Annotated in this window: 22 protein-coding genes; 17 read left to right on the top strand and 5 right to left on the bottom strand. The window is 40.8% G+C overall.

The genetic code is table 11. From position 1 onward, the window contains the following. The first annotated feature begins 39 nt into the window (after positions 1-39). Complete coding sequence (nudE, locus tag PR767_RS19315) at positions 40-591, top strand: ADP compounds hydrolase NudE (RefSeq protein WP_004906579.1); 552 nt, start codon at positions 40-42, stop codon at positions 589-591. Positions 592-747: 156 nt separating this feature from the next. On the opposite strand, the gene mrcA is transcribed toward nudE, so the two are convergent. Continuing rightward, on the bottom strand, positions 748-3,264 hold the full coding sequence (gene mrcA / locus PR767_RS19320) for a peptidoglycan glycosyltransferase/peptidoglycan DD-transpeptidase MrcA (protein WP_004906580.1): 2,517 nt from the start codon (positions 3,262-3,264) through the stop codon (positions 748-750). Between the two features lie 116 nt (positions 3,265-3,380). Between mrcA and PR767_RS19325 the strand changes: the two genes are divergently transcribed. From PR767_RS19325 to PR767_RS19385, 13 genes are all read left to right on the top strand, one after another. Then, a complete protein-coding gene (locus PR767_RS19325; protein WP_109913171.1) occupies positions 3,381-4,220 on the top strand; it encodes a pilus assembly protein PilM in 840 nt (279 codons plus the stop codon). A gap of 3 nt (positions 4,221-4,223) precedes the next feature. Next, complete coding sequence (locus PR767_RS19330) at positions 4,224-4,769, top strand: PilN domain-containing protein (protein ID WP_272520825.1); 546 nt, start codon at positions 4,224-4,226, stop codon at positions 4,767-4,769. Further along, complete coding sequence (locus PR767_RS19335) at positions 4,762-5,310, top strand: hypothetical protein (protein WP_209102293.1); 549 nt, start codon at positions 4,762-4,764, stop codon at positions 5,308-5,310. Before PR767_RS19330 ends, PR767_RS19335 begins: the two co-directional genes overlap by 8 nt. Beyond that, positions 5,303-6,367: a transporter gene (locus PR767_RS19340; RefSeq protein WP_227024235.1), complete on the top strand. Its 1,065-nt coding sequence runs from the start codon at positions 5,303-5,305 to the stop codon at positions 6,365-6,367. The genes PR767_RS19335 and PR767_RS19340 overlap by 8 nt, the downstream gene beginning before the upstream one ends. A 507-nt stretch (positions 6,368-6,874) precedes the next feature. Beyond that, complete coding sequence (gene aroK / locus PR767_RS19345) at positions 6,875-7,396, top strand: shikimate kinase AroK (protein WP_004906592.1); 522 nt, start codon at positions 6,875-6,877, stop codon at positions 7,394-7,396. Positions 7,397-7,441: 45 nt separating this feature from the next. Further along, positions 7,442-8,530 (top strand): 3-dehydroquinate synthase, encoded by a 1,089-nt coding sequence (aroB, locus tag PR767_RS19350; RefSeq protein ID WP_004906595.1) that lies wholly within the window; start codon positions 7,442-7,444, stop codon positions 8,528-8,530. Positions 8,531-8,793: 263 nt separating this feature from the next. Beyond that, the gene (locus PR767_RS19355; protein WP_196723679.1) at positions 8,794-9,705 is read left to right on the top strand and encodes an SPOR domain-containing protein; all 912 of its coding nucleotides are present in this window, start codon (positions 8,794-8,796) and stop codon (positions 9,703-9,705) included. A gap of 82 nt (positions 9,706-9,787) precedes the next feature. After that, positions 9,788-10,690 (top strand): adenine-specific DNA-methyltransferase, encoded by a 903-nt coding sequence (gene dam / locus PR767_RS19360; protein ID WP_004906600.1) that lies wholly within the window; start codon positions 9,788-9,790, stop codon positions 10,688-10,690. Between the two features lie 15 nt (positions 10,691-10,705). Further along, positions 10,706-11,380: a ribulose-phosphate 3-epimerase gene (rpe, locus tag PR767_RS19365; protein ID WP_004263207.1), complete on the top strand. Its 675-nt coding sequence runs from the start codon at positions 10,706-10,708 to the stop codon at positions 11,378-11,380. Continuing rightward, positions 11,377-12,069 carry a phosphoglycolate phosphatase gene (locus PR767_RS19370; RefSeq protein ID WP_272520826.1) on the top strand — a complete coding sequence of 231 codons (693 nt, stop codon included), beginning with the start codon at positions 11,377-11,379 and terminating at the stop codon, positions 12,067-12,069. The genes rpe and PR767_RS19370 overlap by 4 nt, the downstream gene beginning before the upstream one ends. A gap of 16 nt (positions 12,070-12,085) precedes the next feature. Continuing rightward, positions 12,086-13,129 (top strand): tryptophan--tRNA ligase, encoded by a 1,044-nt coding sequence (gene trpS / locus PR767_RS19375; RefSeq protein ID WP_272520827.1) that lies wholly within the window; start codon positions 12,086-12,088, stop codon positions 13,127-13,129. A 227-nt stretch (positions 13,130-13,356) separates the two neighbouring features. After that, positions 13,357-13,614, top strand: a complete 258-nt coding sequence (locus PR767_RS19380; protein WP_115166319.1) for a hypothetical protein — start codon at positions 13,357-13,359, stop codon at positions 13,612-13,614. A 31-nt stretch (positions 13,615-13,645) separates the two neighbouring features. Then, entirely contained in the window at positions 13,646-14,203 is a 558-nt protein-coding gene (locus tag PR767_RS19385) for a class I SAM-dependent methyltransferase (RefSeq protein WP_272520828.1), read from the top strand. A 145-nt stretch (positions 14,204-14,348) separates the two neighbouring features. Here PR767_RS19385 and PR767_RS19390 read toward each other — a convergent pair whose 3' ends face one another. After that, complete coding sequence (locus PR767_RS19390) at positions 14,349-15,026, bottom strand: hydrolase (RefSeq protein ID WP_004906617.1); 678 nt, start codon at positions 15,024-15,026, stop codon at positions 14,349-14,351. A gap of 266 nt (positions 15,027-15,292) precedes the next feature. Between PR767_RS19390 and PR767_RS19395 the strand changes: the two genes are divergently transcribed. Then, on the top strand, positions 15,293-16,168 hold the full coding sequence (locus PR767_RS19395; RefSeq protein ID WP_109913242.1) for a pirin family protein: 876 nt from the start codon (positions 15,293-15,295) through the stop codon (positions 16,166-16,168). Positions 16,169-16,212: 44 nt separating this feature from the next. Here the strand turns inward: PR767_RS19395 and PR767_RS19400 are convergent, their stop codons facing one another. After that, the gene (locus PR767_RS19400; RefSeq protein ID WP_004906621.1) at positions 16,213-17,118 is read right to left on the bottom strand and encodes a LysR substrate-binding domain-containing protein; all 906 of its coding nucleotides are present in this window, start codon (positions 17,116-17,118) and stop codon (positions 16,213-16,215) included. Positions 17,119-17,304: 186 nt separating this feature from the next. Here PR767_RS19400 and PR767_RS19405 point away from each other — a divergent pair, with 186 nt between their 5' ends. Both PR767_RS19405 and PR767_RS19410 read left to right on the top strand, forming a co-directional pair. Further along, the gene (locus PR767_RS19405; RefSeq protein WP_272520829.1) at positions 17,305-18,990 is read left to right on the top strand and encodes an ABC transporter ATP-binding protein; all 1,686 of its coding nucleotides are present in this window, start codon (positions 17,305-17,307) and stop codon (positions 18,988-18,990) included. After that, entirely contained in the window at positions 18,983-20,617 is a 1,635-nt protein-coding gene (locus PR767_RS19410) for an ATP-binding cassette domain-containing protein (RefSeq protein ID WP_123382681.1), read from the top strand. Before PR767_RS19405 ends, PR767_RS19410 begins: the two co-directional genes overlap by 8 nt. A gap of 91 nt (positions 20,618-20,708) precedes the next feature. Here PR767_RS19410 and yiiM read toward each other — a convergent pair whose 3' ends face one another. Further along, positions 20,709-21,386, bottom strand: coding sequence for a 6-hydroxyaminopurine reductase (gene yiiM / locus PR767_RS19415; RefSeq protein WP_117162887.1), 678 nt, complete (start codon positions 21,384-21,386; stop codon positions 20,709-20,711). Positions 21,387-21,523: 137 nt separating this feature from the next. Next, positions 21,524-22,150, bottom strand: coding sequence for a superoxide dismutase [Mn] (sodA, locus tag PR767_RS19420; protein ID WP_004906628.1), 627 nt, complete (start codon positions 22,148-22,150; stop codon positions 21,524-21,526). Positions 22,151-22,282: the final 132 nt, after the last annotated feature.

Consider the following 22,282-nt stretch of genomic DNA (forward strand, 5'->3'; position numbering starts at 1 on the left):
TTTAGCAATAGATTTCACTCATCCTGTTCGGAAATCGTTATGACAGAGTTAAAAAAACCAAAAATCTTGAATATTCAAGATGTTGCTCAATCAAAATTATTCAGCATTCAATCAGTTGATCTCGAATTTAGTAATGGCGAAAAACGAGTCTATGAAAGAATGCGGCCCGCAAAACGTGAAGCGGTTCTTATTGTTCCTATCATGGGTGATAACCTCATCCTCATTCGCGAATACGCTGTCGGAATTGAAAGCTATGAATTAGGCTTTCCCAAAGGTGCTATCGACCCCGGTGAAATAGCCATTGAAGCAGCCCAACGTGAACTCAAAGAAGAAATAGGTTATGGCGCTAATCACATTGTTCAGCTCGCCAAACTTACGATGTCACCATCATACTTCTCAAGTAAAATGAACATTCTTATCGCTCAAGACTTATACAGCGAAAAACTCGAAGGAGATGAGCCAGAACCACTACAACAAGAGCTATGGCCAATATCTCGAATGATGGAATTACTGGAACATCCTGATTTCAACGAAGCTCGGAATATTAGCGCACTTTTCTATCTAGAACGTTACTTAAAAAGTAGTAAGTAAAAACACTTATTATTGTATCAGCTGTATGTGATTTCCATAACCAATTATTAATATTGGCACATAATCGCCTGATATATTAAATGTCTCTATAGAAAACACCCCATGTTTTAAATCAACAATGGGGTGCTAATTGAGAGAGTTTAGCCAACAATAATTTTAAAATAGCTCTTGGCTAGCCCCACCTTCCGTAGAAATTGTCGTGCCTACCTCTTGTACTGCATGTTCTTTCGGTTCTGTTCCTTCAATAAAATACTCACGACGGGAAGAACCTAACTTACCTGTCCGGCTATCAATGGATACAGAAATAACCCCTTTAGGTGGCTTCATTGTTTTCACAGGCACTCCATCCAAAATAGACTTCATAAAGTCATCCCACATAGGCTGTGCACTTTTAGCACCTGCTTCACCACGACCTAGTGTGCGCCTATTGTCATCGAAACCTATCCATGCTGAAGCCACAACATCTGGACCATAGCCAGAGAACCAAGCATCCTTCGAACTATTCGTTGTTCCTGTTTTTCCACCAATATCACGCCGGCCACCTAAGTCTCTCGCTGCACGCCAACCTGTACCAGACCAACCAGGCTCGCCATAGATATTGGTCATCATCGCATCCCTAATTAAGAATGCGAGAGGAGTATTAATCACATGAGGTGCATATTGATCACCGGCGTTCCCGTCTAGGTTAGATGCCGTTGTTAATTCCATTGTTGGCTCTTGTATGACGGTATTATCATCCGATTGCGTCACTTCTTCGGTAGATTCATCATCTATACCTTTACTCGCAATAGTGCGTTCAGTATCCCCATAAATCACAGGAATATTCGTACAATCCGGGCATGCTATTTTAGGATTAGCTTCGAAAATAACCTCATCATTATGATTTTCGATCTTCGAAATGTAGTATGGGTCAATCAAATACCCACCATTGACCATGACGGCATATCCACGAACCATTTGCATTGGTGTAAATGATGGCGCACCTAGCGCTAACGCCTCTGTACGGTTAATATTTTCCGCTGGGAAACCAAAGCGAGTCAAATAATCAGCGGCATAGTCCACACCCATGGCTCTCATTGCGCGAACCATCACAACGTTTTTTGATTGACCTAAACCTTGACGTAAACGAATAGGTCCATCATATCGAGGCGGTGAATTCTTAGGACGCCAATCAGAACCAGCGCCCGCATCCCAACGGCTAATCGGCACATCATTAAGTAATGATGATAATGTCAGGCCTTTATCCATCGCAGCGGTATACAAGAAAGGTTTAATATTCGAACCAACTTGGCGTAATGATTGGGTAACCCGGTTAAACTCACTCATATTGAAGTCAAACCCACCAACAAGCGCAATAATTGCACCGTCATTCGGATTCAAAGCAACAAAGGCAGCATTTACATCAGGCACTTGCCCTAACCACCAGTTATCTTTAACTTTTCGAACCCAAATTTGCTCACCCACTTGCATCACTGCATTTACAGCTCTTGGCGTGGCGCCTTGCTGAGTATCTGAAATAAATTTACGTGCCCAACGCACCCCGGTCATCGTAATTGGGATTTGCGAGCCATCAGCTAACATCACTTGTGCTTCTGAAGCCGTTGCAGATGTTACGACGGCAGGCATTAATGGCCCATAAACAGGCATTTTCTTCAATTTTTCAACAATCTGCTCTGCTGTCCAAGCCGTTTCATTCTGTTTCCATAAAACCTCGGCAGGACCGCGATAACCATGGCGAGTATCGTAGTCGATCAAATTATTACGAACTGCAGTTGTTGCTGCTTCCTGATCTTTGCGGATCACTGTAGTGTAAACTTTATACCCATCGGTATAGGCATCTTCACCATATTTATCAAACAAGGTTTGACGCGCCATTTCAGCTAAATACGGCGCAGAAAAATCGATTTTCGGCGCATGATATGAAGCAACTATTTTTTCATTTTTTGCTTGTTCATACTGGTCTTGAGTAATGTATTTCTCCTCAAACATACGAGAAAGAACCACATTACGACGACTTACCGCACGGTCATAAGAATACAGCGGGTTAAATGTAGAAGGCGCTTTTGGCAAACCCGCAATCATCGCGATTTCACTAAGCGTCAACTCATCTACTGTCTTACCAAAATAAACGTACGCAGCCGCCCCGACGCCATAAGCACGGTTACCTAAATAAATTTTATTCAGGTACAGCTCCATAATTTCATCTTTAGTAAAAAGCTGCTCAATGCGAATAGCTAAAAAAGCCTCTTTAACTTTACGCATCAAGGTTTTTTCAGGACTTAAGTAAAAGTTTCTCGCGAGCTGCTGAGTAATCGTACTGGCCCCCTGAGAAGCATGACCAGATGATGCCATGACAGTAACAGCACGGAAAATACCAATAGGATCAATCCCGTGGTGATCATAAAAACGGCTATCTTCAGTTGCAATAAACGCTTTTATCATTAAAGGAGGAATTTCTGCCAGCGGTAAAGGAATACGACGTTTTTCCCCATATTGGGCAATCAATTCGTTATCCGCACTGTATACCTGCATTGGAATTTGCAGACGAATGTCTTTCATTGTTGCGACATCAGGTAACTCACCTTCGACATATTTATACATGCCATAAATCGAGGCGGTTCCCAAAAAAATGCAACAGAAAACAAGAATAAAAAAGTATTTTACGAACTTCACCGGAAAATTCCCATGCTCGGCTAACAAGAGGGTTTAGATATCACTAACACACAGTATAAAGCTTATACAGCACAATAGAAAACGTAATTTATTTGTTAATGATAAGGAAATTAACTATGTATACATCAAAATGGAACATTGGGATCGACCTATATCGAGATAGAATCCAGCTAGTCGCTGCAAAGCGGCGCAGACAATACTGGCATTTATGTGAATGTTGGCAGCAGCAATTACCATTCGAATTAACGGATAATTCTAGCCATCAGCAGTATGAAATTTTACTGGATATTTTATTACAATGGCGTCAGAAATTACCTAAAAAGTGTTCAGTATCCTTCGCATTACCTGCCGTTCGTACAATAAAACAACAAATTTCATTACCCAGTGAAATCAAATTGCCACAACCGGAATTAGGGTGGTACTTACAATCTCAAGCTGAAAAGCGTTTTTCTATGCACGCCCAAGAGCTGGTTATCGACTATCGCGTCATCAAACAACAAGTTTATTTTAATGGGGCTCGCCAGTCAGATATTACCTTTTGGCAAAATCTATTTACAGAAAGCGGGTTTAACCTACTTGCTATTGATGTCGCCCCCATAGCTTTACGTTATGTGGCAAGAAATGCGGGTTTACCCGATGAATGTTGGGTTATTCATTACCGACAAGGTGAATGGCTTTGGTCAGGGCCAACTAGCCAACCAGCGAATTACAACCATTTACAAGATACCGACATACCGACACTTTCCCACTTGCTGCCCTTTCTTGATCGAGATGATACTCCCCCTACTTCGCCTATCTACCTGATTACAGATCATCAACATATTCATCACACCGCTAAGGTTGCTCATCATTGGGAATTACGTCAAGCTTTTCAAAAGCATAATATTAAATTACCGCAATTATTGGGGGATTTTGTGATTGCCGCCGGCCTTGCTTTGCGTCATGGAGATATTTAACTGATGGAACTATACCAAGTTAATTTTCTTCCTTGGCGCCAACAGCAAATAAAAAAGAAGATACGAGAGTTTTTACTCTTTTGTTTTGTAGTTTGCTGTTCAGTAATTATAGCTTGTATTTTTTTACTTTTATTTCAACAAATTGAAATAAATGACCTAAAAAACAGAAAGCATAATAGCCAACTGCAATACGAACAGATACAGCAATTAACATTACAAATCACGGCTCAACAAGCACAGAATAACCGTTTGATGAACAAAAAAAGACAGATAGATAGCATCATGAAAAATAATCAATTTTTACTTAGGCTATTACAAAATCTGTCAACTATAACACCGCCCAAAAGTTGGCTCACAAATCTACAGTTAATGGATAACAAAATAGAGATCAAAGCTAACAGTTATGATTTTCAAGATATCAATTCACTCGGCTTACAGCTTAAAAAACACCCTGGTTTGAGCGATATTCAATTGAAAAAAATCAGCCGAATGAATCAATTAAATCGTTTACACCTAACTGCTAAATACCAAGGGGAGCTCGATGAGTGAATCTACACATTCTTTTTGGTATCGCCCTTTTTGGCAACAAACGCTACCGGTTTGCTTCTTCATGGCTCTTTGTATCACTGCTGGATATTTTTTATACTGGAAAGAAAACCAAAATCAGATCATGGGATTAGCCACTGAGAACCTGAGTTTAACTGAAACAATTGCAAAAGAAACGAAAACTCTCCACCGCTCACCTTCATTGCAACAGCTAGAAAAGCAGGCTCAATTGTTAAAACAATCAGTTGATATTAACGAAGCCCCTCTTGAATTACTTACACAGTTAAATACTTTACTTTCTCGTTCTTCAGTCACACTTAATCAATTGCAACCCACAGATATCAATACCTATTTTATGGAGTTCCAAGGCAATTTTGCTGCTATTTATTACGTTATAGAGCAACTTCTTACTCTTCCTCAAACTCAGAGATGGCATTTTCATGACATAAAAATAAATTTAAAACAAGGAGTTATTGTTACCACCATCTCATTTTCTTTTTTCAACAACACTCTTGCTATCAAGGATGATAACCATAATGAATAGCTCACTAACTAACATTCACATGATAATTATTGGAGGACTCCTCTTTTTATCTTCATTTTTAGTCTCTGCCGAAGAAATTAGAGATCCCTTTGCACCACTTACCCCACCTTTAGTAATAGAAAATCAGCCCACTTCGGAGATTACAATAGCGCCGATAGCGCCAAGTAAAACACCACAAGCCGAAAAAATATTTAAATTAGTCTCAATCAATGTTCAAGAGGTTCGTCTCCTATTAGAACACCCTGATACGTCGTTATTATCAAAAAATGCATCTATCCATCACGATATCACGACAAACAGCCTCATTATTAAAGATGATCCAGACCGATTAGCACTGATTGATGAATGGATAAAACATAAAGATATGCCAAATAAACAAGTGCAAATCACCGCACATATCATTAGTAGCAGCCGAACTGCATTACAAGAATTGGGTTTAGAATGGGGAATGATGGCAGGGGGAAACCTGAGCGCTAATCATTTACATCGTTACAACCGTTACTCTTCAATATCCGGGCAATTTTCCTTCAATGTTCTTAGCCTTGGAGAGGGTTTACTTGAAATGAAACTTAAAGCATTAGAAAAAGAAAATTTGCTTTCTATTATTGCGAGTCCTCGTTTAGTTGCTTCACACCAACAACCCGCAAGTATTCAGCAAGGTACAGAGATCCCCTACGTCACCAGTAATGAAAAGAAAACGCACGTACAATTTAAAGATGCTGTACTCGGAATGGATGTCACTCCCGCTATTGTGCGTGATGAAAAAGTTGAGTTAAATCTAAAAATTAGTCATAACTCGCCTGATACTGCACTCACTAGCAGTCAACATCATCACTTGGCCATCAATAAGCAAGAAATCGCAACGACCGTCACTATCAAAAATAATGAAACCCTTATCCTTGGGGGAATTTTTCAGCAAAAACAAGAAAAAACAGAGACGGGGTTACCTTTTTTATCTCACATTCCTTTTCTAGGTACATTATTCACAAATACGGCAGAGCATATAGATAAACGTGTCCTTATCGTTTTTATAACACCAAAACTTATCAATATTTAATATAGAAAAAATAACGCATATACTTCAAATAGTTGAATAAGCAATAAGTCAAAGATGACAAAAAAAAATATTTTTTATGCCATAAACCTACCGGATAAATTTGACGCTGACGTCGTTTTAGCATACAAGGTTATCCATTGAGTGTTCTAACTATCCGTAGATTAAAGAACAAGCTGTCAGTCGCTTATAAAACAGCCACAATTAATGTTGCTCTACACTTAACAGAAATAACTTGCTGATACCAATAGCTAAAAACTGTTAAAAACCATGATAAACAAGGTATTAGACAACATAGACGGCTCAAATATAGAAACCTGCAATTTTAAATATGGCACTTTGCTTGCTTAGTGCCATATTTATATAGTTGCAATTCAGGTTGATGTATTGAGATAATTTTCTTATCTGATCTCACATCATCACTTATGAGGTTTCAGTTTAGGTCCCGCCGCTAATCTGATTGGCGGGGCGGGTAATCATTAACGAATAATCGTAGTAATACCAAAAAACATGGCAGAGAAACGCAATATCTTTCTGGTTGGACCAATGGGTGCTGGCAAAAGTACTATTGGCCGTCAGTTGGCTCAACAGCTTAATATGGAGTTTTTCGACTCTGATCACGAGATAGAAAAACGCACTGGCGCAGATGTAGGCTGGGTATTCGACCTTGAAGGTGAAGAAGGCTTTCGCGATCGCGAAGAAAAAATCATCAATGAGCTTACAGAGAAACAAGGCATTGTTTTAGCAACAGGCGGTGGCTCTGTTAAGTCCAAAGAGACCCGTAATCGCTTATCCGCTCGCGGTGTCGTTGTTTATCTTGAGACCACAATTGAGAAACAATTATCTCGTACACAGCGTGACAAAAAACGTCCACTACTACAAGTTGACGAACCTGCACGTGAAGTTCTTGAGAAACTGGCTGACGAACGTAATCCGATGTATGAAGAAATTGCTGATATTACCATTCATACTGATGAACAAAGCGCTAAAGTTGTTGCCAGCCAAATCATTGAACTATTAGAAAAAAACTAATTATTCATGGTGTTATTTTCAAAAATGAACTTAAGGTAAAGCAAGATGGAAAAAGTCACCGTCACTCTAGACGAACGTAGTTATCCAATCAATATTGCACCCGGCTTATATCAACAAACGGATGCATTTTGGCCATTAACTGCAGGTCAACGAGCAATGGTCGTGACAAATGAAACTCTTGCCCCTATTTATCTTGATAAGATAAAGCATGTTCTTGAATCTTCAGGTGTAAAAGTTGATACCATCATTCTACCGGATGGCGAACAATACAAATCATTATTCATTATGAATGATGTATTTACCGCATTACTTGAAAAACACCATAACCGTGACACCACCCTCATCGCTCTTGGTGGGGGCGTCATTGGCGACTTAACCGGTTTCGCAGCAGCAAGTTATCAGCGTGGAGTGCGTTTTATTCAAGTTCCTACGACCTTATTATCTCAAGTGGACTCTTCTGTCGGTGGTAAAACTGCCGTCAATCATCCATTAGGGAAAAATATGATCGGTGCATTTTATCAACCCGCTTCTGTCGTGATTGATCTCAACTGTTTAAAAACACTTCCCCCAAGAGAACTCGCCTCTGGTTTAGCTGAGGTCATTAAATATGGCATTATCCTCGATAGTGAGTTTTTTAGCTGGCTAGAAGATAATATCGATGCTCTCGTCGCTCTTGATGACCAAGCGATGGCTTACTGTATTCGCCGTTGTTGTGAATTAAAAGCACAAGTCGTTGCGGCAGACGAAAAAGAAACTAGTGGGTTACGTGCACTATTGAACTTAGGCCATACTTTTGGCCATGCTATCGAGGCACATATGGGCTATGGCGTCTGGTTACATGGTGAAGCTGTCGCGGCTGGCATGGTTATGGCAGCAAAAACAGCTGAGCTACTTGGCCAATTTACTCCTGAACAAACACAGCGGGTGGTCACTCTTTTAGAACGTGCATCACTTCCCGTCACAGGCCCGTCACAAATGAAGCCCGATGATTATCTCCCACATATGATGCGAGATAAAAAAGTGATGGGTGGAAAACTACATTTAATTTTGCCTACCACTATCGGCCATTCGGAAATGCGTTCAGATGTTGATACGCAGACTGTCATTGCGGCAATATCATCCTGTATGTCATAAAACGAAGAAAAACCCGAATTTTTACTGACGTTTTAAAATGTTACTGGTAGATGTTCGCTAAAGTCGTTAAATTATACGGTATGCCTACGCCTATATACGAAACTCTGAAAAAGCGTATTATCAATACCACTTTGGCTAGCGTGGTATTACGAAAGGATATATGCTTTAAAATAAGCAGCGATGCCCTGCTTGGTCGTTAAGAGGTTGTACTGATAAGAGACATTTTATCTCTACTATAGGCAAATTTTATTCGGGAGAGGAAAATGGACGAATTTAAACCAGATAACCAGCCTCAAGGTCAAAATGATCTTAGGCCAGATACATCAGATAGACCGACAGGGCGCTCACGCCAATCATCATCTACTGCAAAACCTAAAATTGCACTCTCACGCCAACATATTATGATTGGTGTAGGTGTTCTGGTTCTATTGCTGCTCATTATTGCTATCAGCTCAGCTTTAAAGGCCCCTACAGAGCATGAAAAGCAACAAACAACGGGTGCAAATAATTCACAGAATATCGACTTATCGGGCTCCTCATCGTTGACAAATTCACAAGGTCAAACGTTATCAGGGCAACCGCAAGAAATTACCGGTTCACAAATCACACCGACACCAACCCAAGGAGAGCCTCAAACTCAACAAAATGGTCTGGGTGAGCGTATCGAAATACCTGGTGATGTCGTTGATGCCTTAAATCAAGGCCAAGTTTCTGTACCAAATACTAACCAACCACAAAATACGACACAGTTAACACCACCAACCGTTAAACCTGTCGAACAGCAACCCGTGGTAAAACCAGTTACACCAGAAAAAACACCTGCAAAACCCGTTGAGCAAAAACATCCTGTGCAGACTAAACAGCCAGCGAAACCTGCATCAACAGCAAGTAGCCAAGGTAGTAATATCATGTCTGCACCAGCTGGTAGCTATACATTACAACTCAGCAGCGCAAGCCGCTCTGATACATTGGAAGCTTTTGCAAAAGAAAACAAACTGGCCAATTACAAAGTCTATAAAACTATACGTAATGGGCAAACCTGGTATGTTCTTATTCACGGAAATTATAGTTCAGTGACCGACGCAAAAAATGCAATAGGAACCTTACCTGCTGCAGTGCAAGCGAAAAAACCGTGGGTTAGAAATATGAAACAAGTCAAACAGGATCAAAAATAACAACGTTTTTCCCCGGGCGCATTATGTTGTCCTGACAGAGTATAGATTTAGTACTCTAAACGATTGTAATAATAAAGACGGCATGAAAAAAAAACGCGCTTTTTTAAAATGGGCTGGGGGCAAATACCCCCTTGTGGAAGAAATCAAAAAACACCTTCCACAAGGTGATTGCTTAATTGAGCCTTTTGTTGGTGCTGGGTCAGTGTTTTTAAACACCAGTTATGATTCCTACATACTGGCAGATATCAACAGTGACCTCATCAACCTCTATAATACAGTTAAAGACCGTGCTGATTCTTTTATCGAAGAAGCCCAGCAAATCTTCACACCTGAATATAATACTTCCGAACAATATTATTTAATGCGTGAAGCCTTTAACCAATCGACCGATACTGAGAAACGCAGTGTCCTTTTTTTATACTTAAACCGCCACTGCTATAATGGGTTATGCCGTTATAATTCTCGTGGTGAATTTAATGTTCCTTTCGGCCGCTATAAAAAGCCCTATTTTCCTAAAGAAGAATTACTGTGGTTTGCTGAAAAATCACAAAATGCGATGTTTATGACTCAGCATTATGGTGAAACTTTGCTCAACGCAAAAGAGGGATCTGTTGTCTACTGTGACCCACCCTATGCACCTTTATCAGATACCGCTAATTTCACCGCGTATCATACGAATTCATTTAATTCGCTTGAACAACAAAACTTAGCGATTTTGGCACAAAAGTTATCAACAGAAAGCAAAATCCCTGTCTTGATCTCAAATCATGATACCCCGATGACGAGAGAGTGGTATCATCAAGCCCAATTACATATTGTAAAAGTACGTCGCACTATCAGTAGAAATATATTGAACCGGACAAAAGTCAATGAGTTACTGGCATTATATCCGGGTATACCAAATAGCCTTTCTCCTAGAAAAATAGATAAGAAAAAAACACAGCGCCTTGTACCTAGCGATGAATGGCTCTCAGATAACGATTAATAATCGGAGACAATAATGAAAAACTTTCTCATTGCCCCATCTATTTTATCTGCTGACTTTGCCCGTTTAGGCGAAGATACTGCCAATGTTCTTGCAGCTGGTGCCGATATCGTGCATTTTGATGTTATGGACAACCATTATGTACCAAACTTAACGTTTGGGGCGCCTATATGTAAAGCACTGCGAGACTACGGAATAACCGCACCTATTGATGTCCATTTAATGGTGAAACCCGTTGACCGCATTATCCCTGACTTTGCTAAAGCGGGTGCAACCCATATTAGCTTCCACCCTGAAGCCAGTGAACACGTTGACCGCTCACTGCAGTTAATTCGCGAGCATGGCTGTACCGCAGGGCTAGTATTTAACCCAGCAACCCCACTTAGCTACCTTGATTATGTGATGGATAAAGTCGATATGATCCTGCTCATGTCTGTCAACCCCGGCTTTGGTGGACAATCCTTTATCCCACAAACACTCAATAAATTGCGCCAAGTCCGTAAATTAATTGATGAGAGTGGTTATGATATTCGTTTGGAAGTCGATGGCGGTGTCAAGGTGAATAATATCGCAGAGATTGCAGCAGCAGGTGCCGACACCTTCGTTGCAGGTTCTGCTATTTTCGACCAACCCGACTATAAAACTGTTATCGACGCGATGCGTAACGAATTACAAAAGGTATCTCAATGACTCAAGTCGTATTAGAGAATATCAAAGCGATAGCTTTCGATTTAGACGGCACTCTCGTAGACAGCGCCAGCGGCTTAGCTGACGCTATCGACAACATGCTCAACGAATTAAATTTCCCTCCCGCAGGTAAAGAACGCGTTTCTATTTGGGTCGGCAATGGGGTTGATATATTAGTTGAGCGAGCGCTTTCTTGGGCAGGAGCCAAAATCACGCCCGAGCTACAAAAAAGAGCGCGAGCCAGTTTTGATAAATTCTATGCAACATCTGTCACAACAGGCAGCCAACTGTTCCCTGAAGTAAAAGACACTTTAGAGCAATTAGCGAAACATGGCCTGCCTATGGGAATTGTAACGAATAAAGCAACCCCATTTATTGCGCCATTATTGAAGAAATTAGGCATTGAACACTACTTTTCTCTGGTATTGGGTAGCGATGATGTCAAAGCTTTAAAACCGCATCCAGCTCCTCTCTACTTAACGATGGGAACATTCGGTTTACGTAAAGAAGAATTGCTTTTTGTCGGCGATTCTCGTAATGATATTATTGCAGCGAAAAGCGCTGAATGCCCGTGTGTCGGTCTGACCTACGGTTATAACTATGGTGAATCTATTGCACTGAGTGAACCGAACTGTGTATTAACACATTTTTCTGATTTATTACCTGCAATTGGGTTATCTGAAATAAAATAAGCAAGGACATAACTAAATGAGTACTCCCACTGAAAATTTAAAGCAACCCCAAAAACCAATCGTATTCAGCGGCGCACAGCCTTCCGGTGAATTAACCATCGGTAACTATATGGGTGCATTACGTCAGTGGGTACAAATGCAAGATGACTACGATTGCATTTACTGTATCGTTGACCAGCACGCTATCACCGTTCGCCAAGACCCTATCGAGCTGCGTAAAAGAACCCTTGATACACTCGCGCTTTATTTAGCTTGTGGCATTGACCCGAAAAAAAGCACTATTTTTGTTCAGTCCCATGTACCACAACACGCTCAACTGAGCTGGGCGCTTAACTGCTACACCTATTTCGGTGAATTGAGCCGTATGACTCAGTTTAAAGATAAATCTGCCCGTCATGCAGAAAATATCAATGCAGGCCTATTTGATTACCCGGTACTAATGGCAGCCGATATTTTGATTTATCAAACAAATCAAGTACCCGTTGGCATTGACCAGAAACAACATCTTGAATTGAGCCGTGATATTGCTCAACGCTTCAATGCTATTTACGGTGATATTTTCACTGTACCCGATCCATTCATTCCGACTGGTGGTGGTGCCCGTGTTATGGCGCTACAAGATCCAACCAAGAAAATGTCTAAGTCTGATGATAACCGTAACAACGTTATCGCATTATTAGAAGACCCGAAATCTGTCGTGAAAAAAATCAAACGCGCAATGACTGACTCCGAAGAGCCACCGCGTATTCGTTATGATTTAGAAAACAAACCGGGTGTTTCTAACTTATTAGATATCATGTCGGGCGTGACTGGTAAGAAAATCGCAGAACTCGAAGCAGAATTTGAAGGCCAAATGTACGGTTATCTAAAAGGTGCTGTAGCAGAAGCTGTTTCTGGCATGTTAACTACTCTTCAAACTCGCTACCATGAATTCCGTAATGATGAAGCGCTGCTCAACCAAATTATGGATGAAGGTGCAACTAAAGCGGCTGCTCGCGCGCAAGAAACGTTAGATAAAGTTTATGAAGCAATTGGCTTCGTTAAACGCCCGCAGTTGTAATATTCACCACTTAAATTAAGTGTAGTGGGGGAAATTCGTCCCCCATTAGGCTACTGACAACGCCTATTTCCTCCCGTAATACCCAACCCATCAATTCAAAACGTCAAATTAATTACCCACAGTAATTAAATGTAATATCGTGTAATTAATCTCTTTTTGCCTTGTGTCTGGAGTTAACTCTAACGTTTATATTAATCGTGAACACACTCAATAACGGAGAATTACCTATGTCATTTTTCAGCAAATTATTTGGGTTAAATCGAGGTTCACGCTATTCCAAACATGGTGGGTCATCCAAGCATGGGGGGTATTCAAACCAAGGACACTCATCCAAACACAGTGACCATAATAATGGGTACTACAACGATAAACAGCAGATCGAGCAGCAATACCGTAACGTAATGCAGTGCCAACAATGTCGCTCAATTATCCGATATGGCGATAAATTCTGTAGTGAGTGCGGTTTACCCGTGCGAAGTCAATAAACAATTCTTATACCCCTAATTGGAGGTGCAAATGTTTATTATTAATGCGCTATGGCTTAATTCATACAAAGAATATATAAAGCAATTTATTACTTCGCCAAGGGAGATGGGATCGATTATTCCATCATCTAGTTCACTCTGTAATACCATGCTGAGTTATATCGATTGGGACAAACAAAGTAAATTTGCAGAAATAGGTGCTGGTAATGGCGTAATGACAAAGCAAATACTGCAAAAGTCTTCATTAAATACATCATTAGATATTTATGAAGTTAATAATACGTTTATTACACAACTTCAACAGATTAAAGATAACCGAGTTGTCGTTTACCCCATTTCGGCTGAATATCTTCAAGATGAGTATGATGTGATTATCTCTGGTATTCCTTTTCTCTCACTAAATAAAAAGATAGGCATGAGAATTCTGAAAAAAGCGAATCAATGCTTAGTTGCCAAGCAAGGGGTTTTTATTTTATTTCAATACACCCAATCCTGCGAAAAGATGTTTTCTCGCTATTTTAATTTTACAAAACAACGTGTCTATCTCAATTTTCCACCCGCTTGGGTTTATGTTTGCTACCCCAAATAAATTTTTCATAAAAAACGGGATAAATTTCCCGTTTTTACCATGCTCAATAACAATCAATTAGATTAATATCACATATGGGTTGGAGTAAATATGCCATCCACCACCTGATTTAATTCCGTAAGTTAAATGTGGGGTTTATCACGAATTAACGTTCAGAATCTAATTGCTCATTATTTTTCAGAACATCTTGCGCTTTGCTGTAGCTTTCAATTAATAATTGATAAGCAGGGAAAATTTGTGTGTAAGCCATTGCCCACTCCGCCGCATCTTCACGGTTCCAAGTCCCTTGTAATTCTGAAGCAACAGCCGCAGTATCCATTGGAACGACACCCGCTTGAACGACACGGGCTAAGGTGATTTCTTGCGCCATTTTGCTGTAAGTACCTGATGCATCAATGACCACAAATACTTGATAACCATCCATCACCGCACTAATCGCAGGGAAAGCCATACAAACACTGGTAATGGTTCCTGCAATAATTAATTGTTTTTTACCTGTTGCTTTTACCGCTGCCACAAACTCAGGGTTATCCCATGCATTAATTTCGCCACGGCGTGCAATATATTGTGCATGTGGCGCATTTTGATGAATTTCTGGGATCAACGGACCATTTGGGCCTTGAGGTACAGAAGCCGTTGTTATTACTGGAATTTTAGCTAGAGAAGCCATTTTAGCCAGAACAGCAGCACGAGCACGCAATTCCGTCATTGGCATGTCACCTACGGTTTGGAATAAGCCACTCTGGTGATCGATTAATAACATCACCGCATCTTCTGGGTTAATAGCAGGACGTTGACCGTTAAAATTAGCTGGGCTACTCATGATGAAACCTCTCAATCGATAAAATATGAAATCTGTTTTTGATTTAAAAATAGAACTATAGCCGCTCCGTTTTCGTGTTATTTAGATTAATTCATCGATTTAAGGCTGAGTAGTCCAGTTTTTGATAAACACTGTTCTATAAATAGAATAATTAGACTTTATTCTATTGTTCTATCACTGCAACAATGAAACCTATTTTTGCTACTACTGCCAAATGATTTGCTCCTTTATTATTCAGTCATCAAAACAATTTTAGGAGCAAAACCATGAAAAAAATTATTGGTATCTATCAATCTCCTCGCAGCCATTGGGTCGGAGACGGCTTTCCTGTCCGTTCAATGTTTAGCTATAACGATCATGGGAAATACCTCAACCCATTCCTTTTACTCGATAGAGCGGGGCCTTTTGATTTCCCAAGCTCAAATTCAGCAAATAGGGGGGTTGGCGAGCACCCACACCGTGGGTTTGAAACCGTTACAATAGTGTATGATGGCGAAGTGGCTCACCATGACTCTACAGGGGAAGGCGGTGTGATAGGCCCAGGCGATGTTCAATGGATGACTGCGGCATCGGGTATTTTACATCAAGAGTATCAGTCTGACGCCTTCATGAAACAAGGTGGCACTCTTGATATGGTACAACTGTGGGTTAATTTGCCAGCAAAAGACAAATCAGCGGCCCCCGGCTACCAGCTGTTAGAAAGCCATAGTATGCCAAAAGTCGCATTACCCAATGATGCAGGAACACTGCGAGTGATCGCGGGTGACTATTTAGGAAATAAAGGTGCAGCAAAAACCTTTAGTCCATTAGATGTATGGGATTTGCAGCTTAACAAAGGTAAAACGGTCGGTATCCCAACCAAAGCGGGACGCTATGTCGGTTTAGTCATGTTACGTGGTTCAATATTTGTTGATGGTCGTTCCGCTTTAAACGAAGGGGAGCTGATGATCCTCGACGATACAGATAGCAATATTCTGTTAGAAGCCACAGAAGATGCCTTAGTACTGTTGCTCAGTGGTGATCCTATTAACGAGCCGGTTGTTGGCTACGGCCCATTTGTGATGAATACTGTGCAAGAAATCAATGAAGCAGTGAATGATTTCAATAGTGGGAAATTTGGCCGCATTCCTGAAACACAGTAAATGAGAAATATTTCCCTGATAGCCTAATGCGCTATCGGGGAAATTTATTTCACTGACGGCGAAATATTATCTGCTAAATGATTTAATAATAATTGGATTGATGGCAACAACCCTTTGCGTGATGGATATACCGCATGAATAATATCTTCAGGAAACTGCCATTTCGGTAATACCTCTATCAAATCCCCTGATTCAATGTCTTTTTCTACCACACCATAAGGCAACCTTGCGATCCCAACACCTTTGCGTGCCGCATGGTATAACGTTAAAATATCTGTTGTCGCTAACTTCGGGGTGAAATGCTGCGTAAAGCTAAGATCGTGACTATTTTTGAGGGTCAACGTGTAATTTTGTGAGTGCTCTGTATTCGCTAACATCGGGTAATCCACCAGCTTTTCGGGCTCAGTGAGTTCACCGTGCTCTGCGAATAACTGCGGGCTAGCCACTAAGATACGCCGTGAATATCCTAGTACTTTCATCATTAAGCCTGAATCATCTAATGGCAATGAACGCACTCGAATAGCTAAATCCAACCCTTCACTAATCACATCCACAGGGCGGTTAACTGCTAAAATTTGAACATCGATATCAGGGTACTTTATCATAAAATCTACAAGTAATTCATTGAGATAGACTTGTAACAGTGCGACTGGACACGATAACTTGATCGTTCCTTTAGGGTGTGACTGAACGGAACAAATCAATTCATGAGCAACTTCAGCTTCATCCACCACATTTTTACACTGCTGATAAAAGACTTGCCCCACTTCCGTGACATGAAACTGGCGAGTAGAACGGTAAATCAATGAAACATTAAGGTTTTTCTCTAAGTCTGCAATACGTCGACTCAATTTAGATTTAGGGATCCCTAGAGCCAAACCCGCTTGTGAAAAACCACCATATTCGACAACTTTCACAAAATAGTAGAGATCATTTAAATCATATTGCATCTCACCCCCCTCAATATTCCTAATCGCAATATCGCCATCTTACTAAAAACCCCAAAAAAGCGCTTTAAAAATGAATATCGCCAATAAGGCCTGCAAACAAAACAAATAGTCTGGCAAGCAAAACAACTAATTCACGATAACAAAGCGAAATAAATTAAAGTGACCGATTCGCTATGGAGGTTTCGCATGTACCGCGCACTTTGGGAATTACTTCGTCCCTATCGCTTCACACTATTATTTGCACTTATTTTACAAGCCATCGCAGGCCTCTGTTCACTCATTCCATTGATAGCAATTAGCCAAGTTGCCAACACTTCCGTTCATCAATATTATGAATGGGTTATTATTGCATCCATCGGTGGTGTCAGCTGGTTAATTTGCCAAACTTTTGCTCTGTATTTAACGCATCAAACTGATAACCATCTCTGCCATCAACTCAGGCTACAACTTCTGGATAAAGTAGAAAAACTCCCTCTAAACCACTTTGCCCAACATGGTCGAGATGGCTTTTTGCAAATAGCTGACCGTGATGTCCGTTCGCTACATCAATTAACCGCTCATGCCCCCGCAGATATCACAAAATTAATTATCGTCCCAATAACAGCAACTCTCATTTTATTATGGCAAAATGCACTACTCACCATTTTTTGCTTAATGCCATTAATCACCTCGGTTTTTTTATTTAAACAAATGCGTTCTATACGTTATCAGGCGCTATATACCTCACGTAACCGGACAATAAGTGCCCTGTATGAACAATATGCTGAACTTGCAGATAACCCGCTACAGGCAAGGCAATATCCCAATCAATCCATTCAAAAAAAAACATCACAAGCGTTATACCAATTTGAAATCGCCTTTAAGCGATGGATAAGTAAAATAGGCGCCTTGAGCTCACTGACCCAAGTCGGTATCAGCAGCACATTGCTGTCATTATGGGTTATTTTTGGGGTTTCATTACTCTCTGAGCCCGTACCTCTCGCTCAAATCATTTTATTCATTCTATTAATTAGCAGTATTGCCGCCCCCGTTGCTGCAATGGGGCATGGTGCCGACGCCTTGAACCTTGCTGTTAGCGCATCAGAACGTATTCGCCAACTTCTAGCTGAACCGGGTATGCATTACGGAGAAAAGGCAATTACCCCATCCCAAGGTGAGCTCAAACTTGTCCAAGTTGATGTTAAAATAGGTAATAACCCAATATTATCGAATATTAATATCACCGTAGCCCCCAACGAATTTATTGCTATTGTCGGAACGTCTGGAGCGGGAAAAAGCACCTTAATACAACTTATGGCGCGCTTTTTAGACCCAACAGAGGGAAATGTCCTCTTTAACTCGGTTCCATTACCACTGCTATCATTAACTAGTTTGAACCGTACGGTTTCCATCGTCATGCAAAGCACCCCGCCTCTGCCTTGTTCTGTGCGTGAAAATCTACAGCTATTTGCCCCTAACTCCACTGAAGATGATATGTACCGTTACCTTGGTGAGCTCAATTTATTATCACTGGTAAAACAACAACCTAAAGGGCTGGATGCCGTAATAGAGCAAGATATAGTGTTGTCCGGTGGAGAGGCTCAACGCCTCGCGATTGCACGAGCATTGCTATCACCAGCGCCTTTATTGCTGCTTGATGAACCGACATCCGCACTTGACCCTCGAAATGCACAGCGGGTGCTTAATTTATTGCATAGCGAGCCGCGAACTTGTGTATTCGTTACCCATGACTTAAACGGCTTGAATCTAGCAGACCGCATATTATTGTTAGACAACGGAAAATTAATCGCACAAGGCTCTCATCAACAACTTTCAATACATTCAGAACCCTATCAGCAACTTTTACGTGCATTGGAGGAGAACTGTGCTTAAACGCTTATTATACACCGTACGTAATGCTATATTTTGGATGACGCTAAGCGCTGTTTTAGAGGGAATTAGCGGGTTATTTTTATTTGTTGTTATTTTAGATTGGCACCTTGATACCACTATCCCATTAATACTATTCACTCTTTCTAGCTTAATAACACTCACCATAACATTTATAGCCACCCAGAAAGGCTATTTTGCAGGGGGATTGGTGATGCGCTATCTTGCTACGGCACTTATTCGCCATCTGCCGCTTTCATTGCAACCCATTTCAAACAGCAACCAATTAATTTCAGGACCTGTATCACAGGTTATGTCTGTACCCGCACATTTACTCCATCCTATTATTAGCGGGTTAGTCACGCCCTGTACTATCGTGATTGGAGTGTTAGCCTATCAACGTACATTTAGCGTTATTTTACTGTTTATACTCCTTTTGTTATTAGTCTCTTTACGCTTATCAGCCAGAAAAATTGCCTTTTTTGAACGAGCAGCTCATGAATCAGAACAACAAGCAATGAGTGCACTCAACCAATATGCGCTCCACCAGCCATTGATTCGTCGCTCAAATACCCATTATGAGCAGCTGCATCCCAAACTTGCCTTAGCATCCCAGTATCAAACTCAGAGACAGCTACAACGAAGAAGCTTGCCATTTCACTTATTATTTTCATTAATGGTGCAAACCGCCTTTATTACGCTCTTTGGGTTCGGTATTTATTTAGTTGATCATGCAAAGATGCCATTAAATATGTGGCTAGCAGGGTTAGTTTTATTAGCGCGCTTAATTGAACCTATGTGGTTACTTTCTCATTTAGATCAATCAATTAGACAAATGAAAAAATCAATTCAACGAATCGAAATAGCCTTGCAGGCTCCGGTATTAACATTTCCTTATCGTTCATCAACACCCACTATCGATAGCGTTAGCTGTGAACAGTTATCATTTTACAGTGACAATAAAAAATGCATTTTACAAAACATAGGTCTTAGCTTTAAGGAACATACACTTACCGCCATTGTAGGGCCATCAGGAGCAGGCAAAAGTACATTATTAAGCTTACTCGCTCGCTTACAAGACCCAACATATGGCAGTGTGAACTACGGTAATAAAAATATTAAAAACCTATCACAAGAGGTGTTGTGTGCTCACCGGGGAGTCTTACTACAAGATAGCCGTTTATTTTGCGGTAGCGTACGCCAAAATTTGGTACTTGATGATGATAATATTGATGACCGGGCAATCAGTGCATTACTGACACAACTTAATTTCACTGCCAATCATACGTTCTTAGAAAAAGAGGTTGGTTCTGGCGGTATGTTACTTTCTGGAGGACAAAGACAACGGCTGTGTATTGCAAGATTGATTCTACAGCATCCTAATATCATTTTAATGGATGAACCAACAGCAAGCCTTGATAACATCAATACAGCCTCCGTGATTGACCTTATTACTCAAGCCAAACAACAGACACGTATCGTCGTCACCCACCAGCCTAACCTTGCCCGCCAAGCGGATGAAATTGTGTATATGGAGAAAGGAAAAATTATCGCTCAGGGAACACATCTCGAATTAATGGCGAATATCCCGTGGTACCAACAGTTTATACAACAAACACCTAAGATATAGGCATTCTCAATATCGCACGTTATATTGCTAGCAAACGCTTATGGCTAAAGACTCTCTTTGTTATAAGCGCACAATAGCTTTTCGCTAGCGATTAACGTTTACCAAACAACCGGTGCTTAAACTCTTCGATGCGGTGGTTATCTAAACGGTTCTGCATGGTTAAGCTCCAACTTGCGGATAACCCTGCAGCACTTAACAGGCGCTGGTATAATTCCTCATCATAAGGAGCGTGAAATGCAATCATAATGGCTTCTTGTACTGAAATATCACTATTGCGGCTCAATAGCGTTAATGGCGCATTTTCACTAACATTGCCTGTTTTAATGACGCGGTACAACCAACCACAGCGCCCATTGTCTTGCATCATTTGTGCAAAATTTTCAATTCCCGTTAACCCATTGAGCTTATAACAAGGGGAACGAGGTTGAGTGACCTGAATACGCGCATCACCCCATGCAAAAATATCCCCAATAAATACGTTTTCTTCAGTCATACCCAACGTTGATATATTTTCCCCAAATGCAGAGGCAACAAATAAATCGGCTAAATCAGGATATGCATTGACCCAGAAATCATAATGTTCCCTAGGATAATGGCAAAGTGCTCTATCTGGCCCACCATGGAAGCGCTTTTCAGCTTGTTCATCGCCATCAAGCCCCAATTGCCCTAACATCAATAACCCGTCGGCAGCTTGCTTGTGAATAGCGCTGTGCCCACAAGATTGAGTTGCTTGGACTTTACCGATAAAGACCTGGGGAAAATATGACATGAACAGTGCTCTCCACTTAGCAAAGTAATAGAACTTCCATCATAAAGAATGCCAGTAGAGATAACAATTGGTGGAGTATAAATAAAAAAAGCGCAGCATTAACGCTGCGCTTATGGCAAATAAATTATCTTATAAAATTATTTAGCTTTTGCTGCAAAACGTGCCGCTGCTTCATCCCAGTTCACAACTGACCAGAATGCTTTAATATAATCAGGGCGGCGGTTTTGGAATTTCAGGTAATAAGCGTGTTCCCATACGTCTAAACCGATAATTGGGTAACCAGATACGCCTGAAATAGCCTCACCCATTAATGGGCTGTCTTGGTTAGCAGTTGAAACGACAGCTAATTTACCGTCATCTTTCAGAACCAGCCATGCCCAGCCAGAACCGAAACGTGTTGCAGCTGCTTTTTCAAACAGTTCTTTAAATGCATCAACGCTACCGAAATCACGCTCAATCGCAGCTTTCAGTTCGCCTTTTAATTCAGTACCTAATTTCAAACCTTTCCAGAACAGACTATGGTTTGAGTGGCCACCAGCGTTGTTACGAACAAACGTACGTTGATCAGCTGGGATTTGGTCCAATTTTTGAATCAAAACATCGATATCTAAACCCGCTAATTCAGGTAGTTTTTCTAACGCTGTATTGGTGTTAGTCACATAGGTTTGATGGTGCTTAGTATGGTGGATTTCCATGGTTTGCTTGTCAAAGTGTGGTTCCAGCGCATCATAAGCATAAGGTAAAGCAGGTAATGTATAACTCATATTATTGTCTCCAGTGACGTAAATACCGCTATGTTTCTCATTTTTACCACAAGGCTCATAGGGTAAACACTTGCGTAACTTCGCACCTTGTGAATAACTATCTATTATAGTTATTTTACTGTTAATGAAAAT

This window comes from Providencia sp. PROV223 (assembly GCF_028479245.1).
Lineage (GTDB): Bacteria > Pseudomonadota > Gammaproteobacteria > Enterobacterales > Enterobacteriaceae > Providencia > Providencia rettgeri.

Coding starts and splice junctions, on each gene's coding strand:
- PR767_RS19400 (WP_004906621.1), bottom strand. CDS start 17,118: ATGCAATATGATTTAAATGATCTCTACTATTTTGTGAAAGTTGTCGAA.
- PR767_RS19395 (WP_109913242.1), top strand. CDS start 15,293: ATGAAAAAAATTATTGGTATCTATCAATCTCCTCGCAGCCATTGGGTC.
- PR767_RS19380 (WP_115166319.1), top strand. CDS start 13,357: ATGTCATTTTTCAGCAAATTATTTGGGTTAAATCGAGGTTCACGCTAT.
- sodA (WP_004906628.1), bottom strand. CDS start 22,150: ATGAGTTATACATTACCTGCTTTACCTTATGCTTATGATGCGCTGGAA.
- dam (WP_004906600.1), top strand. CDS start 9,788: ATGAAAAAAAAACGCGCTTTTTTAAAATGGGCTGGGGGCAAATACCCC.
- aroB (WP_004906595.1), top strand. CDS start 7,442: ATGGAAAAAGTCACCGTCACTCTAGACGAACGTAGTTATCCAATCAAT.
- PR767_RS19325 (WP_109913171.1), top strand. CDS start 3,381: ATGTATACATCAAAATGGAACATTGGGATCGACCTATATCGAGATAGA.
- PR767_RS19335 (WP_209102293.1), top strand. CDS start 4,762: ATGAGTGAATCTACACATTCTTTTTGGTATCGCCCTTTTTGGCAACAA.
- PR767_RS19370 (WP_272520826.1), top strand. CDS start 11,377: ATGACTCAAGTCGTATTAGAGAATATCAAAGCGATAGCTTTCGATTTA.
- PR767_RS19330 (WP_272520825.1), top strand. CDS start 4,224: ATGGAACTATACCAAGTTAATTTTCTTCCTTGGCGCCAACAGCAAATA.
- PR767_RS19405 (WP_272520829.1), top strand. CDS start 17,305: ATGTACCGCGCACTTTGGGAATTACTTCGTCCCTATCGCTTCACACTA.
- PR767_RS19385 (WP_272520828.1), top strand. CDS start 13,646: ATGTTTATTATTAATGCGCTATGGCTTAATTCATACAAAGAATATATA.
- yiiM (WP_117162887.1), bottom strand. CDS start 21,386: ATGTCATATTTTCCCCAGGTCTTTATCGGTAAAGTCCAAGCAACTCAA.
- nudE (WP_004906579.1), top strand. CDS start 40: ATGACAGAGTTAAAAAAACCAAAAATCTTGAATATTCAAGATGTTGCT.
- PR767_RS19340 (WP_227024235.1), top strand. CDS start 5,303: ATGAATAGCTCACTAACTAACATTCACATGATAATTATTGGAGGACTC.
- trpS (WP_272520827.1), top strand. CDS start 12,086: ATGAGTACTCCCACTGAAAATTTAAAGCAACCCCAAAAACCAATCGTA.
- PR767_RS19390 (WP_004906617.1), bottom strand. CDS start 15,026: ATGAGTAGCCCAGCTAATTTTAACGGTCAACGTCCTGCTATTAACCCA.
- PR767_RS19355 (WP_196723679.1), top strand. CDS start 8,794: ATGGACGAATTTAAACCAGATAACCAGCCTCAAGGTCAAAATGATCTT.
- aroK (WP_004906592.1), top strand. CDS start 6,875: ATGGCAGAGAAACGCAATATCTTTCTGGTTGGACCAATGGGTGCTGGC.
- rpe (WP_004263207.1), top strand. CDS start 10,706: ATGAAAAACTTTCTCATTGCCCCATCTATTTTATCTGCTGACTTTGCC.